This window comes from Erythrobacter sp., from assembly GCF_040217515.1.
Lineage (GTDB): Bacteria > Pseudomonadota > Alphaproteobacteria > Sphingomonadales > Sphingomonadaceae > Erythrobacter.
Genome location: NZ_JAVJPT010000003.1, coordinates 147,611 through 163,708 on the forward strand (window position 1 = coordinate 147,611; position 16,098 = coordinate 163,708).

A 16,098-nucleotide genomic window follows, 5' to 3' on the forward strand; every position below is an offset into this window, starting at 1 on the left:
TATCATGCGACATAGCGAGGCGGGCGCTCTTGCGCCATTCGCACCGCGCTCGGTCGTCGGACAACATCGCGCTTTGGTCGAAAGTCGTTCATCCGCGAGCAAGGGTGGAGCGCGCGCGACCTCCCCTGACGCACACGGTCAGGCTCGCGGCTTGATCATGTCGGCGGGCACGATCCACTCGGCGAACTGCTCTTCGGTGAGCAGGCCGAGTTCGAGCCCCGCTTCCTTGAGCGTGGTGCCGTCGGCATGGGCCTTCTTCGCGATTTTCGCCGCATTGTCGTATCCGATATGCGGATTGAGCGCGGTGACCAGCATCAGGCTTTCATTGAGCAGCTTCGCAATGCGGTCCTCGTTCGCCTCGATGCCGGCGACGCAATTGTCGGTAAAGCTCACCGCGCTGTCGGCCAGCAGGCGGATCGACTGGAGCACGTTGTAGATCATCACCGGCTTGAACACGTTGAGTTCGAGATGGCCGTTCGATCCGGCAACGCTCACCGTGGTGTGATTGCCCATCACCTGCGCGCAGACCATGGTCAGCGCCTCGCACTGGGTCGGATTGACCTTGCCCGGCATGATCGAGGAGCCCGGCTCATTCGCCGGAAGCGCAATTTCGCCAAGGCCGCAGCGCGGGCCGGAACCCAGCAGGCGGATATCGTTGGCGATCTTCATCAGGCTGACCGCGCACGAATTGAGCGCGCCCGACAATTCGACCAATGCATCATGCGCGGCGAGGGCCTCGAACTTGTTCGCGGCGGTGACGAAATCGTGACCGGTTTCCGCGGCGACATTGGCGGCGAATTTTTCGGCGAAACCCGCCTTGGAATTGATACCGGTGCCGACCGCGGTCCCGCCCTGCGCCAGTTCGAGCACGCGCGGCAGGGCGTTTTCGAGGCGGGCAATCGAATATTCGACCTGTTTCGCATAGCCGGAAAATTCCTGCCCCAGCGTCAGCGGAGTCGCGTCCTGCAGGTGGGTGCGGCCGATCTTGACGATGTCGGCGAAAGTCTTCGCCTTTCCGTCGAGCGCGCCGTGAAGGTGTTTGAGCGCCGGAATGAGCCGCTCGATCGTTTCAGACGCGGCGGCGATGTGCATCGCAGTGGGGAAGGTGTCGTTCGAGCTCTGGCCCATATTGCAATGGTCGTTGGGATGAACCGGGTCCTTGCCGCCATGCGTGCCGGTGAGGATCTGGTTCGCGCGGCTGGCGATCACCTCGTTGGCGTTCATGTTCGACTGGGTGCCGCTGCCGGTCTGCCACACGCTCAGGGGAAACTGGCTGGCGAGCGCGCCGTCGATCACTTCGCGCGCGGCGGCGATGATCGCATCGCCCAGGTGCGCATCGAGCACGCCGAGTTCCATGTTGGCGCGGGCCGCCGACAGCTTCTGGATGCCCAGCGCCTTGACCAGCGGTGCGGGCATGGTCTCCGTCCCGATCGCGAAATTGGCGAGGCTGCGCTGGGTCTGCGCGCCCCAATGCGCCTCGGCGGGCACGCTGACCTCGCCCAGCGAATCGGTCTCGATCCGCACATCGCCATTCGCGCCGTTCATGTCACTCATCGAAGCCATCCCTGTTTAAGTCGAAAATGATTCCCAGCCTGTTCGCCGACCCCTAAGCACCCGGCGACCAGCGCTGGCAAGAGCCCTGTTTCACCCCCCGCGACGGGAGTGCTTCCGCTTTCGCCCGCCAAGGCCCTTTAATCGCGGCCCCGCGCGGTATAGGGGGCGGTGGACATATCTTGACGCGCTGTATTGCCTGACCAATACGGCTTTCGGAGTGACATGTGAGCAAGACTGGAACCCTTGACCCCGAGGAGGCGAAAGCGGGCGCAATGAACGGAACCGATACGACGGAAGCGCGCCGCGTCATGATCAAGAGCCAGTTGCGCACCAGCGGGGTGAACGACGAGACGACGCTCGCGCGCATGCGGGCCGTCCCGCGCGAGGATTTCCTTCCCGCGGACAAGGTCCCGCTCGCCTATACCGACCGTTCGATCCCGCTCGGCGGGGAGGGCGCGATGGCCGCGCCGCTGTTCTACGGCAAGCTGCTGGTCGAGGCCGCGGCGCGCGCCGACGACCGTGTGCTGGTGGTCGAGAACGGCACCGGCTATCTCGCCGAGTTGCTTCGCCCGCTGGTCGGATCGCTCGAGGTGGCACGGGCTGCCGAGGCCTCCGGCGGCACGATCGCGGGACACGGCGATTACACGCTCGTCGCGATCGATGGGGCAATCGAACAGCTGCCCGACAGCCTCGCCGCGCGCGTCGCCGACGGGGGCCGCATAGTCGGCGGTCTGGTGCTGCGCGGCGTTACCCGGCTCGCCTCGGGCCGCAAGATCGCAGGGCGCGTCGCTTTCATGCCGCTCGAAGATCTCGGCATTCCCGCGATTCCCGCCTTCGCCGAGCCGAAAGGCTGGTCCTTCCCGTGACCCGTCGCCGCGTTATCGCGCCACCCCGCGCGCGGCTGCGCGCCACAGGCCCACGCGCGCTGGCCGCCGGTCTTGCCGCGGCACTCGCCGCGTCCCCGGCGCAGGCTGATACCCTGCGCGAGGCGCTGGCCTCGGCTTACAACACCAATCCGACGCTGGCGGGCGCGCGCGCCAACCAGCGCGCCAGCGACGAGGACGTGCCGATCCAGCGCGGGCAGGGCCTGCCGAGCCTCAATGTCACGGCCACCCATATCGAGTTCGTCCAACAATCCGCCAACGCCTTCGCCCCGCCGGAGCGCAATCTCAGCGTGAACACGCAGCTCAATGTGCCGATCTACCAGGGCGGGCGCATCCGCAACGGGATCAGGGCCGCCGAGGAGCGGGTCGAGGCGGGCCGGGCGGACCTGCGCGGTGCGGAAAGCGCGCTCTTCAGCCAGACCGTCGCGGCTTATATGGACGTGCTGCGGACCGATGCGCTGGCCGGGCTCGCCGCGAACCAGGTCGAGGTGCTCGAAGTGACGATGCAGGCGACCCGCGACCGGTTCGAGATCGGCGACACCACGCTGACCGACGTCGCCCAGGCCGAAAGCCGCCTTGCGCTCGCCCAAGGGGACTTCAGGAACGCGCTCGCGAATCTGGTTTCCGCGCGCGAGACCTATATCGAACTGGTCGGCAAGGCACCCGACAACCTGCAGGCACCCCCGCCGCTGCCCAACCTGCCCGACACTGTCGGCACGGCGGTGGTGACCGCGCTCGAGAACAATCCCGACCTCGTCGCCGCGCGTGAGCGGGCAGCGGCGGCCGGGTTCGACACGGAAGTCGCCGGGGCGGGCCGCCTACCCACTGTCGCGCTGTTCGTGAACGGGGATTACAGCGACTTCTTCGGCACGCTGAGGAGCCAGTTTCCCGGCCTTGTCCAGCGCGAGGTGACCGCCAATGCCGGGGTCCGCGTGACGATCCCGCTCTTCCAGGGGGGCGTCCCCGCCGCGCGCCAGCGCCAGGCGGGTGCGCGCGAGAGTGCCGCGCTCGAACAGGTCATCCAGACCGAGCGCAATGTCATCTCCCAGACCCGCGCCGCCTATGCCAGCTGGCAGGCGTCGCTCGCGGTGATCGAAAGCTCGAAGGCCGCCGTCGAAGCCGCGCAGCTCAGCCTCGAAGGGGTGCGGGCGGAAAACTCGATCGGCAACCGGACGGTGCTCGACGTGCTCAATGCCGAGCAGGAACTCGTCTCGGCCCGCGCCCAGCTGGTGACGGCGCGGCGCAATGCCTATGTCGCGGGTTTCACCCTGCTCGCCACCATGGGCAAGGCCGAATCGCGCGATCTCAATCTCGACACGGGCGGGCCGCTTTACGACCCGACGCTCAATTATGAGCGGGTGCGCGGCAAGATCTGGGACTGGGACCGCGATCCCGAACCCGCACCGGAATCGACCCGAACCGTTGACATTCCCCCAGCCGACGCGACATTCGGTCCGGTATTGGAGCCCGGCGAGCGTTGATCCGTCCCGATTCGGGACCCGTGTGATCTGAGGCCGGCGGCGGGGCGCAGGTTACGAGGCGGCAATGGCGAATTCTGGCGAAGCATCGGTCGAGGAAATTCTCGAATCCATCAAGAAGGTGATCGCGCGCGACACGCGCGAAGTTGCGCTCGAAACGCGCCGACGCCGCGAAGCCGACGCGGAAAAGGCCGAGGCTCAGGCGCATGAACGGCTCGAAAACGGCGAGGAGGTGCTCGACCTGTCCGACATGGATTTCGCCGCGGAAGAGCCCGAAACGGACGAGGACGACGATGCCCCGCTGATCGCGGAAACGGTACGCGGCGCGATGCAGGACAACCTCGCCGCGCTCGCCATGCTCGCAGAACCGGGCGCGAAACCGCAGATCGTGCGCTCGGGCGAAACCTCGCTCGAAGGGCTGGTGCGCGAAATGCTCCGCCCGATGCTGGCCCAGTGGCTCGACGAGAACCTGCCCGGCATGGTCGAGAAGATGGTCCAGGCCGAAATCGCACGGATCGCGGGCAAGCGCCGCTGATTGCAGGCCCCCCGCTACGGCTTTCGCTGGCATGGCCCGGCCCCAGGCGTTAACAGGCGTCGCCATGAAAGCCCTTCGCCAAGGCGGCACCATCGCCGCTTCGCTCGCCCTTCTCGCAAGCGCGCCGCTCACGGCCGACGACCACACCGACGATCAGGGCCGCCTGCCCGGGCTCGAAGCTCCGGCGATGACTGCGCGCGATCTCGTCACCATGCCGCGCCTCGGCGCGCCGAGTGTGGCGCGGGACCGCTATGCCGTCTATTCCGTGACCGTCACCGATCCCGAGACGCTCGCGCGCTCGTCGAAGCATTACCTGCTCGACCTCGCGGTAGAGGGTGCCGAACCGGTCGAATTCGACCTCGGCATAAGCGCGCACGGCCTTACCTTCGGACCGGACGATTTCCTCTATTTCCTTAGCGACGAACACCCGGACGAAACGCGCGAGCAGCGCACCCGCCTGTGGCGCGCCGCGCTGGAAGCAAGCGGAAACGTCACCGGCCCGATCCCGGTCGCCGACATTCCCGGCACCGACATCCTTGGTTTCAAGCTCTCGCCCGCCGGCAATGGAGTCGCCCTGTGGAGCGAAGTGGCGCGCGATTGCGAAGCCTTCGGCTGCGACGAGGGCGACAGGGGCACCGGCACGGGCCGGCTCTATGACGGCGATGGGGGCTTTTACCGTCACTGGGACCGCTGGCTGCGTCCGGGCGTGTTCAACCGCGTTTTCGTGTTCGGCATGGAAGACGGGACCGTCGTCGGTGACCCGCTCCCGCTCGACGGTGAACCGGGCGGCGGCGTAACCGGCAACACCCCGACCATGCCTTTCGGCGGGGGCGAGGACATCGCCTGGGCACCGGACGGGTCGGGCATCTATTTCGTCGTGCGCGAGGCGGGCGCGGAAGAGCCGGGCTCGACCGATCTCGACATCTGGTGGAACGACCTTTCGGGCTCGGGCCCGGTCGAACTCACGGCGCAGAACCGCGCGACCGACACCGGACCCGCCCCGTCGCCCGACGGACGCTATCTCGCATATCTCGCCATGGCGTGCCCCGGCTACGAGTCCGACCGGCTGGTGGTGCAGCTGCGCGATCTTTCAACGGGCGAGACGCGCGCCCTGACCGCGGACACGGACCTCTCCTTCGGCTCGCTGACATGGAGCGCGGACGGCTCCTACCTGCTCGCCACCGCCGCCGACACCCTCGACGTGCCGACCTACCGGATCGATCCGGAAACCGGCGACGTGACCCAGCTGGACCTGATCGCGGGCAATGAAGCGCATATCGCCAATCTCGTCCCGCTCGAGGGGGACCGGCTGCTGTTCACGCGCGATTCGATCGGGGTGCCGCCCGAACTCTACCTGTCGAACGATATGGGCAAGGCGCGCCCGCTGACCGACGTGGTGACGACCCGGATGGGCGAACTCGCCTCGATAGAGACGACGCGCTTCCGGTTCGAAGGCGCGGGCGGCGACACGGTGTGGGGCCAGATCACCCGGCTCGAGGACCAGCAGGGCCCGATCCCGGCGATCCTGTATGTCCATGGCGGGCCGCAGGGCACGTTCAACGATGCCTGGTCCTCGCGCTGGAACCCGCGCGTCGTGGCGAGCCAGGGCTATGCCGTGATCTCGGTCGATTTCCACGGCAGCGCCGGATACGGGCAGGATTTCATGGATTCGATCCGCGGCGACTGGGGCGGAAAACCGCTCGTCGACCTGCAGAAAGGCCTTGCCGCCGCGCTGAAACTCGACAGCCAGATCGACGGCAGCCGCGCCTGCGCCATGGGGGCGAGCTATGGCGGCTACATGGTGAACTGGATCGCGGGCAACTGGCCGGATCGCTTCGACTGCCTCATCCAGCATGACGGCCTGTTCGACTTGCGCAGCTTCTATTATTCGACCGAGGAGCTGTGGTTCCCGCGCCGGGATTTCGGCGGTTCTTATGCGGAGGCGCGCGAGACCTACGAGCGCTGGAATCCGGCCAATCACGTCGACAGCTGGAAAACGCCGATGCTGGTCGTGACCGGGGAGAAGGATTTCCGCGTTCCCTATACGCAGGGGCTGCAGAGCTTCACCGCATTGCAGGAGCGGGGCATCCCTTCGCAGCTGCTGGTCTTCCCGGACGAGAACCACTGGGTGCTGGGCGCGGAAAACTCGCTGCAATGGCACGAGACGGTCTTCGCTTGGTTGGATCGCTGGCTGGATCAAGGCGAGGCGAGCGAATGAGCGATAACGAGCTTCTCTCCGCCCGCTCCTCGCTCGCCCGGCATTACGAAAGCGACCCCGCACGCGGCGATACGGCCCCCGTCGAACGGCACATCTTCCTTTGTGCGCTGTCGGACAAGGCAAAATGCTGTTCGCCCGAGGCGGGTGCGGAAAGCTGGGCGTTTCTCAAGACCCGGTTGAAGGAGCGCGGACTGGTGGGGCCGAAACGCACCGCCGATCACCCGAAAGGCGCGGGCGGGGGTGTGCAGCGGACCAAGGCCGACTGCCTGCAAATCTGCGCGCGCGGGCCGATCGCGGTCGTTTGGCCCGATGGCGTGTGGTATCATTCCTGCACGCCGCAAGCGCTCGAACGGATCATCGAGGAACATCTCGTCGGCGGCGTGCCGGTGGAGGATTACCGCCTCACCCCGCCGGGCGAGGACTGACGGCTTAGTCGCGGTCCTTGCGCCCGAACAGCTCGTCGGCTTGCGGCAGGCGATTGTCGACCGCCTCGTCATGGCCCGTTCCATTGGACAGGAAAGCCAGCCCCATCAGCCCGCCCGAAAGCAGCATGGTGAAAGCGATGCCCAGCGCGACCGCGATGAAATAATGCACCGAGACCATGCCGTTGAAGGCATAGAGCAGCCCGAGGGCGAGCGTGACCGTGGCGATCGTCACGGCCATCAACAATTTCATGATCTGGCGGTAGCGCGCCCAGGCGTGGGCGGCATTTTCCGGGTTATCGAGCGGGGACTTGTTGGCCATCGGCCCTCAATGGGGTGAATCGCACCGCATTGCAAACGAAGCGCGCGCAAGGTCGGCGTTGGAGGGACGGGTCCGGATTCGCCTTTCCTGCCCAAGAGTGGCATTTTGCCCCATGGAGAGAGGAGTCGACCATGACCATTGCCAATATCATTGCCGGACGCCGGGGGGAGGACATCATTTCCTGCGACGCGGCGACCCCGGTCGTCGAGGCCGTGCGGATGCTGGCCGGGCAGCGCATCGGCGCGCTTCCCGTGATGCATCAGGGGCGCGTCGCAGGGATCGTTTCGGAGCGCGACGTGATCTACCGGATCGCCGAAAAGGGACGCGATTGCATGGATCTGCCCGTGAGCGAGATCATGACTTCGCCAGCCGTGACGGTCGAACCCGGAACCAGCGTGGACGATGCGCTCGCGCTGATGACCCGCCGCCGTTTCCGCCATTTCCCGGTTATCGATGGCGGCAGGCTCGTCGCCTTCATCTCGATCGGCGACCTCGTCAAATCGAAGATCGAAGAGGTCAAGCACGAGGCCGAGGCGCTGCGATCCTATATCCAGACATGACAGGCGCATCTTGAGCAAAGCGCGAAAGCGCCCTATCTTGGCAGGACGATGACCCAGACACTGACCCTCACTCCCGCCGCTGCAAAGCGAGTCGCGATGATCGCCGAGAAACAGACCAAGCCTGCCATTCTCAGGCTTTCGGTCGAGGGCGGGGGCTGTTCCGGTTTCCAGTACAAGTTCGACCTGGCCGAAGGCGCGCAGGGCGACGACACGGTCAGCGAGACCGACGGGGTCAAGCTGGTGGTCGATTCGGTAAGCCTCGACCTTGTCGAAGGCAGCGTGGTGGACTTCGTAGAATCGCTTGGCGGGGCGGCGTTCCGGGTCGAAAACCCCAATGCGGCGGCCGGCTGCGGCTGCGGCTCCAGCTTTGGGATTTGAATTAAGCTTCCGGGATTTGAATTAGACAGCGCGCACTCTTCCCGGCATCACGCGCGCCATGAAAATCGCGACCTTCAACATCAACGGCATCAAGGCGCGGCTCCCGCGCCTCACCGAATGGCTCGCCGAAACGCGGCCTGCAGTCGCTTGCCTGCAGGAGATCAAGAGCCTCGACGAGACGTTCCCGGGCAAGGAGATCGAGGCGCTCGGCTACCATGTCCTCACCCACGGGCAGAAAGCCTTCAACGGCGTCGCGGTGCTGACCGACGGCAAGGCCGGTTTCGAGCCGCCGAGGGAGGTGCGACGCGGGCTCGGCATCGACGGGCCCAAGGACGGGGAGGGCGAACAGGCGCGCTATCTCGAAGTGGAGGCGATCGGCCCCTCATCCACGATGCGCGTCGCGTGCCTTTACCTGCCCAACGGCAACCCCCGGCCGGGACCGAAATTCGACTACAAGCTCGCCTGGATGGAAGCCCTGCGCGCGCGCATGGCAGCGATCTGGGCGGAAGAGGTCCCGGCAGTGGTGCTGGGCGATTTCAACGTCATTCCCGAGGACGACGATGTCTGGTCGGTAAAGGCGATGGCGAACGACGCGCTGATGCAGCCCGAATCGCGCGCCGCCTACGCCCGGCTGCTCGGCGACGGGTGGACGGACGCGCTGCGCACGCTCAATCCGCGCGGAGGCGTCTGGACCTACTGGGATTACCAGGGCGGCGCGTGGCAGCGCGACCATGGCTTTCGCATCGACCATGTCCTGCTCTCGCCCGAATGCGCCGACCGGCTGGAAGCCGTGGGCGTAGACCGCGAGCACCGGGGCCGCGAAAAGGCCAGCGACCACGCGCCGGTGTGGGTGGAATTAGGGACCTAAAGGGTTCTCAATGAAACGGGCTCCCCCAATGGGGAGCCCGCAAGGCCAGGCGACCGCCCCGCAGCGATGCGACCGTCAGGTCGCATGAGCGAGGATCACCTGTAAAAGATATGCGTGTCGATCTGGGCGAGCCGCTGCTTGCGGTAGCTCCATTTCGGGCGGACGTAATTGGCGTGGAAGAACACGGCATCGCCTGCCGGGCTTTCCCACATGCCGTCATGCGCGATCCGCGCGATCGCCTTGGCGCGCTGCCAGGCCCGGGTATGAGTGCGAATGCGGGGCATGCGGCCGTTCTTCACGAAGGAGAACTGCGCGCGCTGGTAGACGACGCCGCAATAACTCGCGGGGAAACGGCTGTCCTCGGCGCGGTTGATGACGACCTGCGCGACGGCGAGCTGCCCGGCGAGCGGCTCGCCGCGCGATTCGAAATAGACGGCCCCGGCAAGGCAGCTCATCTCTTCGCTCATGCGATCCTCCTGCGGGATCATCGAGACGAGCTCCGGCAGGGATGTGGCGGCGATGTCGGATTCCGGGATTTCGGCCGCGTCCCCCTCGCCGGGGAGCGGCTGGACCACTTCCTCGGATACGAAGACCGTCTCCTGCGGGACGATTTCGATGCCGTCTGCGGGCGTTTCAACCGCCTGCGAATCGATCGGCTGCGTTCCCGCCGCCTGCATCGGGGAATCGGAATTCTGTGCGAACGCCTCGGCGCCGTCGGCGCTCGAGAAGCTCAGGGAGGCTGTCGCGCCGATTGCGACGGCGCTCAGGGAATAGGTCTTGCGGCCCATGATCTCTTCATGTTGGGCGGTGAGCGCGCTCCGACGCAGGCTGGAACCTGTTGCGATATCTCGCGAGGGGGTCAGTTTAGGGGGTGGTTCGCTGTGCCTGCCGGCGGCTCCCCGTCTGCGTGCCGTTCAGCGGACCGAATTGCCCGCGTCCCGGCCTGCGCACCGTGAAGCTCGCGGCGAAATAGTCTCAATTGAAACCAAGTCAACCTATTCCGGGAGGCGCTTGGCGAATTTTTCGGGGTCGTCGACATCGACCTCGACGATCCAGCTGTCGGGATCCTGCCGCGTGCGGCGGTCAAGATAGTCGGTAAACGCTTGTTTATCCTCCGGGTCCTGCGACCTCGTCAGGGTATAGCGTCGCTCGAAATCGAGCCCCGGCATCCGTTCGTGCAGTGTGGCATTTTCGCCGCGCCGCATGATCACGACAAGCACGCTGCCCGCATCGCGCTCTCCCCGGGCCAGCACCGTCGCCATGCCGCCTTCCGATTCGGCCATGCGCAGGATCGCGCCGACTTCGAGATGGGCGGGCAGGCGGGTGCTCAACCGCTCTCGCCCGAAACATAGCCCGGCAGGCTGGACAGCGCGATGCGCGAGCGCATGAAGGTCCCCGTGCCGCGCCCGATTTCGTCGCCCTCTTCGTCGACCAGCCGCGATTCGGCAACGAAGACGCGGCGGCGCCCGCTCACCCAGCGCCCCTCCGCGATGACCTGGCCCCCGCGCACCGGTTTCGTGAAATGCATGTTGAAACTGGTGGTCAGCAAAAACCGGTCGGTCGCCAGCGTGTTGGCGGCATAGAAGGCTGCATCGTCGAGCATCTTGAAATAGATCGTCCCGTGCGCGGCCCCGGCGGCATGATAGACATCTTCGCCGACGGTAAAGACCAGCCGCGAGCGCCCTTCGCCCAGGATTTCGAGATTCGAGTCGAACTTGGCGTTCACCGGGGCGGAGGCGTAAAGACGCTCTAGCGCGCGATGGTGCAACTGCGCGCTGCTGCGATCGTGGGAACCGGGATCGGTCATCGGCTCAGCTGCCGCGGGGGCGCGGCCTCACGCGGCGTCCCGCAGGAACTGGTTGGTCAGAACGGCATAGAGCGCCTCGGCATCAGGCGCATCGGCCAGCGCCTGCAACTTCGTCTCGTCGCGCATCAGGCGCGAGATCGCGGCGAGCGCGTGAAGATGGGTCGCCCCGGCATTTTCCGGCGAGACCAGGCCGAAGACGAGGCTGACCGGCTGCGCATCGGCGGCGGCGAAATCGACGGGCTGGTCAAGCCGCAGCACCGCCAGCGTCGGTTTGCGCACGCGCGGATCGCGGCAATGGGGGATCGCCATGCCCCGCCCGAACCCGGTGCTGCCCAGTGCCTCGCGCGTTTCCAGCCCGTCGAGAACCTCGTCCGCATCGAGACCGTAAACATCCGCAAGGCAGCCCGCCAGCGCGCCAAGGACCTGTGGCTTGGTTTCGGGCCGAGCGATACGGACCGCTTCGGGCACGATGGTGATGTTGATATCCATGAATATACCGGTTTCCGATCAAGCAAGCCCCCGAGGGGCAGACTATCCTGTCACGCGGGGCAGGCCGCCGGGCGGGAGCGGGGTGGCCGTGCCTTGCGAAGACGGGACCTTTCGACATGCCCGCAATCTGCATGGCGGGCGTTCCCAAGGTCCTAACGCGGTTCGACCCAGCCGATCGACCCGTCGGCGCGGCGGTAAACCATATTATGCCTGCCCGTGCCAGCGTTTTTGAACAGCAATGCGGGCGTATCGCGCAGGTCGAGCATCATCACCGCATCGGCGACCGTCCCGGTCGGGATATCGACGCGCGTTTCGGCGATGACGGGCGGGGCATCGGCGGCGATTTCCTCTGCGCTATCAGCGCCGGGGGTTTCCCCGGCGAAGATGGTGTAGGCGGCTTCCTCCTCCGCACGGAGCTGGCTGGCGCGCTCGTGGTGGTCGGTGAGACGACGTTTGTAGCGGCGCAATTGCTTCTCGATCCGGCCTGCCGCTTCGTCGAGAGCGATATGGGCGTCCGCGGCCGACCCATGCGCCTTGACGATCAGGCCCTGCGTGGCGTGAGTCACGATATCGCAGGTGAAACTGCCGCCCGGTGCCTTGCCGAAAGTGACGTGGCACGACAGGGCGTGCTCGAAATATTTTTGAACGATCGCCCCCAATCGCTCCCTCGCGTGCTCCTGCAGGGCCGCGCCGGTATCGACTTGGTGGCCGGAAATGCGGATATCCATGGGCTTCGCTCCTCTTTTCTGGGCGAACGGACCGCTGGGGGTCAGCGCGTCCAGATGGCGTTCTCGATCCCCTCGATGAAGGCGCGGTGCCGTTCGAGTTCCGCCGGGCTGGGGGCATGCGGGCGCGGCGCGCGGCGCGGGCGGTCGGACGCGCTCACGAAAGCCCCGGCGGGAGCGATCCCCCGCGCGACGCTCGGCGTGGAGGCCTCCGCGGCGAGTTCGAGCCCGATCTGACGCCCGCCGGTGAGCTCGATATAGACCTGCGCGAGCAGTTCGGCATCGAGCAACGCCCCGTGCTTGACCCGGTGGCTGCGATCGATCCCGTAGCGCGTGCACAACGCATCGAGCGAATTCTTCGCCCCCGGATGCCGCTTGCGAGCGATGGCGACGGTGTCGATCATTCGCTCCGTGCCGATCGGCGCGCGGCCGATCAGGGCGAGTTCGGCGTTGAGGAAGCCGAAATCGAACCCCGCATTATGCGCAACCAGCGGGCAATCGCCGAGGAATTCGAGCAATTCCTCGACATGGTCGCGGAACAGTTTCTTGGTCGACAGGAAAGCGGTCGACAGGCCGTGAATCTTCTCTGCGTCGGCCGGCATGTCGCGTTCGGGATTGAAATAGGCGTGGAAAGTGGCGCCGGTGGGCACGCGGCCGACCATCTCGACGCAGCCGATCTCGACCATCCGGTCACCGGTCGTGGGATCGAGCCCGGTGGTTTCGGTGTCGAAGACGATCTCGCGCAAGGTTTCGCTCTGCATCCTGCGACCTATCCACCCAAGCGCCGCCTCGCGCAAGGGGCCCGATGCCGTGGGGGCCCCACGCAGGCGGCAGGCCCGCGCCCCGCTATCCCCGCGCGGACCTGAGCTCCCGGATCAGGCTTTCGACCTGCGCGCGGGTCTCCGCGAGGCTGGTGCCGGTATCGATCACATGGGTCGCGCGCGCACGCTTTTCGGCATCGGGAACCTGCAATTTGAGGATGTCCTCGAATTTTTCGCGCGTCATGCCGGGCCGGACGAGCACGCGCTCGCGCTGGAGTTCGGCCGGGGCGGAGACGACGATCACCGCGTCGAAGGCATTTTCCCCGCCGCGTTCGAAAAGCAGGGGAATGTCGAAGAGTACCATTTGCGCCTTCGCATTGTCGGCATGGAACTGTGCGCGCCGATTGCCGACTGCAGGATGGACGATCGCCTCGAGCTTTTTCAGCTTATCCTGGTCGCCGAAAACCTGCGCGCCCAGCGCCTCGCGAATGACGCCTTCGGGGCCGGTCGATCCGGGAAAGGCCTCCTCGATCCGCGCGACCAGTTCGCCGCCTGGGCCCTGCATCGCGCGGACCTCGGCATCGGCATCGAAGACGGGCACGCCCGCCTCCTCGAACATGGCGGCGACGGTCGACTTGCCCATGCCGATCGAGCCGGTGAGGCCAAGCATGAGCGGGGGGCGAGCGGGATTTTCGGCAGTCATCGGCGAAGCAGGTCCATCAGTTCGGAATCGGTATCGCGCGGTGGGGGCTGGCCGAAGAACCGCTCGAAGGCGGCGGCGGCCTGGCCGACCAGCATCGACAGGCCCGTGATCGTCGCGAAGCCGTGTGCGCGCGCGTTTTCGAGGAAAGGCGTCTCCACCGGATCGGTGACGATGTCATACGCGATGCTGCGCGGCGGGGCGTGGCTCCAGTCGAATTCGAGCGGCGGCTGGCCCCGCATCCCCAGCGGCGTGGCGTTGACGACGAGATCGAGGCACTGCTCGCGGTCGTCGAAGGCGAATTCGGTCGGCGCTGCGAAATGGGCGAGGGAGGCGGTGTGGTGGTCGCCGTCCCCGGCAAGGTCCTCGATCAACTCGCGCGCCTTGTCCTTGTTTCGCCCGGCAAGGACGATGGTGAAGCCGTTGACCGCAAGCCCGTTGACGATCGCCCTGGCCGCCCCTCCGGTGCCGAGGATGCGGGCCATGCGGAACAGGTGCGGGGTGCCGAGAGCGGGCCGCAACGGCTCGAGGAATCCGAGCGTGTCGGTGTTCATGCCTGCCACTGCGTCCCCGTGGCGATAGACGGTATTGAGCGCCCCGACGACTTCGGCGTGAAGGTCGACTATATCGAGCTGGTCGAACACGCGCTGCTTCAGCGGCATGGTGACGTTGCACCCGCGCCAGTCCGGGTCGGCGCGGCGGTCGGCAAAGTAGTCGGCCAGCGTGTCGGCGGTAACGCGGGTCGCGCGGTATTCGGCCTCCAGACCGAGCTTACCGAGCCAGAAATTGTGGATCAGCGGAGATTTCGACTGCGCGATGGGATCGCCGATCACTTCCGCATAGGGACGGCTCATGCCTCGATCACCCCGAGTTCGCGCAGCGCGCCAAGGACGGGAAGCAGCGGCATGCCGAGAACGGTGAACTGGTCGCCCTCGATATGGTCGAACAATTGCACGCCCATGGCCTCGATCCGGAAGGCCCCGGCGCAATTCCCGATTTCGGGCCACTCGGCTGCGAGATAGCTTTCGACGAAGGCATCCGACAGGTCGCGCACATGCAGGCGGGCGAGGGCAGCGTGGCTCCATTCGCAGCCTTTCCCCTTCACGCCCACTCCCTTGACGATTGCCGCGCCGCTGTGGAGCTCCATCACCTTGCCCGAAAAGAAACGCAGGTGCTCGGCGGCCTGTTCACGGCTCCCGGGTTTGTCGAAGCGACGGCCCTCGACCGCCACCAGCGAGTCGCTCCCGAGCACGAGGGCATCGGGGTGGGCGGGGGCGAGCGCGGCGGCCTTGGCGACAGCCAGCGCCTCGGCGATCTCGCCGGGGGCCGCATCTTCGAGCGAGGCTTCCACCGCGCGCTCGTCCACATCGGCCGGGATCGCGGCGTAAGGCACGCGAGCGGCGTCGAGCATCGCCCGGCGCGAGGCGGACCTTGAGGCGAGTATCAGGCGCGGAGGGCTCCAGGCGCTCATATCGGCTTCGCGACCCCGCCGATCTGGGGCGAACGGCGCGAGCGGTCCTGCACGAGCCGGATGACCGCAGCCGCAGTCTCCTCGATCGACCGGCGGGTCACGTCGATCACCGGCCAGCCATTGTCGGCGAACAGGCGGCGCGCGAACTGCAGCTCGGCCTTGACCCGGTCATTGTCGACATAGGAGGTCTCTGTCCCCTCGTTCAGCGACAGCAGCCGGTTGCGCCGGATCTGGACCAGCCGCTCGGGCGCGGTGGTCAGCCCCACGACGAGCGGGTGGCGCAGGCCGAACAGGGCATCGGGCGGGGGGCTTTCAACCACCAGCGGAATGTTGGCGACCTTGTAGCCGCGATTGGCGAGATAGATGCTGGTGGGCGTTTTCGACGTGCGCGAGACGCCTGCCAGCACGATATCCGCCTCTTCCCATTCCTCGTGCCCGACCCCGTCATCATGCGCGATAGTGTAATGGATCGCGTCCACCCGGCGGAAATAATGCTCGTCCATCGAGTGCTGGCGACCGGGCCGGCCATGCGCCTCCTGCCCCAGCTGGCTTTCAAGCGCAGCGGTCACCTGGTCGAGCACGGGCACGGCGGGCAGGCCGAGATGGCGGCAATGTTCTTCCAGTCGCGCGCGGCTTTCGGGATTGACGAGGGTGTACAGCACCAGCCCCGGATTGGCCGCGAATTCGGGAACGATCCGGTCGAGATGCTGGCGCGAACGGACCATCGGCCAGAAATGGCGGCTGACGGGTGGATCGTCGAACTGCGCGAGCGCCGCTTTCGCGATCATCTCCAGCGTTTCGCCGGTCGAATCCGATACGAGGTGGAGATTGAGTCGGTTCATCCGTCTGTCGCGTGTCGCCTTGCGAGCCTGTGGAAAGCAGGGGGCATAAACCACGGGATCAGTTGGCGGACAAGGTGAGCATGG

Annotated in this window: 20 protein-coding genes; 8 read left to right on the forward strand and 12 right to left on the reverse strand. The window is 66.3% G+C overall.

The window, feature by feature from the left end:
* Positions 1-138 precede the first annotated feature (138 nt).
* The gene (gene fumC / locus RIB52_RS02310; RefSeq protein WP_502879467.1) at positions 139-1,545 is read right to left on the reverse strand and encodes a class II fumarate hydratase; all 1,407 of its coding nucleotides are present in this window, start codon (positions 1,543-1,545) and stop codon (positions 139-141) included.
* A 233-nt stretch (positions 1,546-1,778) separates the two neighbouring features.
* On the opposite strand from fumC, the gene RIB52_RS02315 reads away from it, so the two are divergent.
* The 5 genes from RIB52_RS02315 to RIB52_RS02335 all read left to right on the forward strand — a co-directional run bounded on the left by RIB52_RS02315 (position 1,779) and on the right by RIB52_RS02335 (position 7,094).
* Positions 1,779-2,420 (forward strand): protein-L-isoaspartate O-methyltransferase family protein, encoded by a 642-nt coding sequence (locus RIB52_RS02315; RefSeq protein ID WP_350172509.1) that lies wholly within the window; start codon positions 1,779-1,781, stop codon positions 2,418-2,420.
* Positions 2,421-2,455: 35 nt separating this feature from the next.
* Positions 2,456-3,919, forward strand: a complete 1,464-nt coding sequence (locus RIB52_RS02320; protein WP_350173133.1) for a TolC family outer membrane protein — start codon at positions 2,456-2,458, stop codon at positions 3,917-3,919.
* Positions 3,920-3,983: 64 nt separating this feature from the next.
* Entirely contained in the window at positions 3,984-4,451 is a 468-nt protein-coding gene (locus RIB52_RS02325) for a DUF2497 domain-containing protein (protein WP_350172511.1), read from the forward strand.
* Between the two features lie 64 nt (positions 4,452-4,515).
* The gene (locus RIB52_RS02330; RefSeq protein ID WP_350172513.1) at positions 4,516-6,669 is read left to right on the forward strand and encodes a dipeptidyl-peptidase 5; all 2,154 of its coding nucleotides are present in this window, start codon (positions 4,516-4,518) and stop codon (positions 6,667-6,669) included.
* Complete coding sequence (locus RIB52_RS02335) at positions 6,666-7,094, forward strand: (2Fe-2S) ferredoxin domain-containing protein (protein WP_350172515.1); 429 nt, start codon at positions 6,666-6,668, stop codon at positions 7,092-7,094. The genes RIB52_RS02330 and RIB52_RS02335 overlap by 4 nt, the downstream gene beginning before the upstream one ends.
* A gap of 4 nt (positions 7,095-7,098) precedes the next feature.
* Here RIB52_RS02335 and RIB52_RS02340 read toward each other — a convergent pair whose 3' ends face one another.
* Complete coding sequence (locus RIB52_RS02340) at positions 7,099-7,413, reverse strand: hypothetical protein (protein ID WP_350172517.1); 315 nt, start codon at positions 7,411-7,413, stop codon at positions 7,099-7,101.
* A gap of 131 nt (positions 7,414-7,544) precedes the next feature.
* On the opposite strand from RIB52_RS02340, the gene RIB52_RS02345 reads away from it, so the two are divergent.
* The 3 genes from RIB52_RS02345 to xth are packed head-to-tail and all read left to right on the forward strand — an operon-like array spanning position 7,545 to position 9,219.
* A complete protein-coding gene (locus RIB52_RS02345; protein WP_350172518.1) occupies positions 7,545-7,973 on the forward strand; it encodes a CBS domain-containing protein in 429 nt (142 codons plus the stop codon).
* A gap of 48 nt (positions 7,974-8,021) precedes the next feature.
* Positions 8,022-8,351, forward strand: coding sequence for an iron-sulfur cluster insertion protein ErpA (gene erpA, locus RIB52_RS02350; protein WP_350172520.1), 330 nt, complete (start codon positions 8,022-8,024; stop codon positions 8,349-8,351).
* 58 nt (positions 8,352-8,409) lie between these two features.
* A complete protein-coding gene (gene xth, locus RIB52_RS02355) occupies positions 8,410-9,219 on the forward strand; it encodes an exodeoxyribonuclease III (protein ID WP_350172522.1) in 810 nt (269 codons plus the stop codon).
* Positions 9,220-9,314: 95 nt separating this feature from the next.
* Here xth and RIB52_RS02360 read toward each other — a convergent pair whose 3' ends face one another.
* From RIB52_RS02360 to RIB52_RS02405, 10 genes are all read right to left on the reverse strand, one after another.
* The gene (locus tag RIB52_RS02360) at positions 9,315-10,007 is read right to left on the reverse strand and encodes a cell wall hydrolase (RefSeq protein ID WP_350172524.1); all 693 of its coding nucleotides are present in this window, start codon (positions 10,005-10,007) and stop codon (positions 9,315-9,317) included.
* Positions 10,008-10,214: 207 nt separating this feature from the next.
* Positions 10,215-10,550, reverse strand: a complete 336-nt coding sequence (locus RIB52_RS02365; RefSeq protein ID WP_350172526.1) for a DUF1491 family protein — start codon at positions 10,548-10,550, stop codon at positions 10,215-10,217.
* Positions 10,547-11,026 (reverse strand): PaaI family thioesterase, encoded by a 480-nt coding sequence (locus RIB52_RS02370; protein ID WP_350172528.1) that lies wholly within the window; start codon positions 11,024-11,026, stop codon positions 10,547-10,549. Before RIB52_RS02370 ends, RIB52_RS02365 begins: the two co-directional genes overlap by 4 nt.
* A gap of 27 nt (positions 11,027-11,053) precedes the next feature.
* Complete coding sequence (locus RIB52_RS02375; protein ID WP_350172530.1) at positions 11,054-11,515, reverse strand: PTS sugar transporter subunit IIA; 462 nt, start codon at positions 11,513-11,515, stop codon at positions 11,054-11,056.
* Positions 11,516-11,667: 152 nt separating this feature from the next.
* Entirely contained in the window at positions 11,668-12,243 is a 576-nt protein-coding gene (gene hpf, locus RIB52_RS02380) for a ribosome hibernation-promoting factor, HPF/YfiA family (protein WP_350172532.1), read from the reverse strand.
* Positions 12,244-12,284: 41 nt separating this feature from the next.
* A complete protein-coding gene (dnaQ, locus tag RIB52_RS02385; protein WP_350173135.1) occupies positions 12,285-12,986 on the reverse strand; it encodes a DNA polymerase III subunit epsilon in 702 nt (233 codons plus the stop codon).
* Between the two features lie 100 nt (positions 12,987-13,086).
* Positions 13,087-13,704: a dephospho-CoA kinase gene (coaE, locus tag RIB52_RS02390; protein WP_350172534.1), complete on the reverse strand. Its 618-nt coding sequence runs from the start codon at positions 13,702-13,704 to the stop codon at positions 13,087-13,089.
* A complete protein-coding gene (locus tag RIB52_RS02395) occupies positions 13,701-14,555 on the reverse strand; it encodes a shikimate dehydrogenase family protein (protein ID WP_350172536.1) in 855 nt (284 codons plus the stop codon). Before RIB52_RS02395 ends, coaE begins: the two co-directional genes overlap by 4 nt.
* Positions 14,552-15,172, reverse strand: a complete 621-nt coding sequence (locus tag RIB52_RS02400) for a Maf family protein (protein WP_350172538.1) — start codon at positions 15,170-15,172, stop codon at positions 14,552-14,554. The genes RIB52_RS02395 and RIB52_RS02400 overlap by 4 nt, the downstream gene beginning before the upstream one ends.
* The gene (locus RIB52_RS02405) at positions 15,169-16,014 is read right to left on the reverse strand and encodes a pyruvate, water dikinase regulatory protein (protein WP_350172540.1); all 846 of its coding nucleotides are present in this window, start codon (positions 16,012-16,014) and stop codon (positions 15,169-15,171) included. The genes RIB52_RS02400 and RIB52_RS02405 overlap by 4 nt, the downstream gene beginning before the upstream one ends.
* Positions 16,015-16,098: the final 84 nt, after the last annotated feature.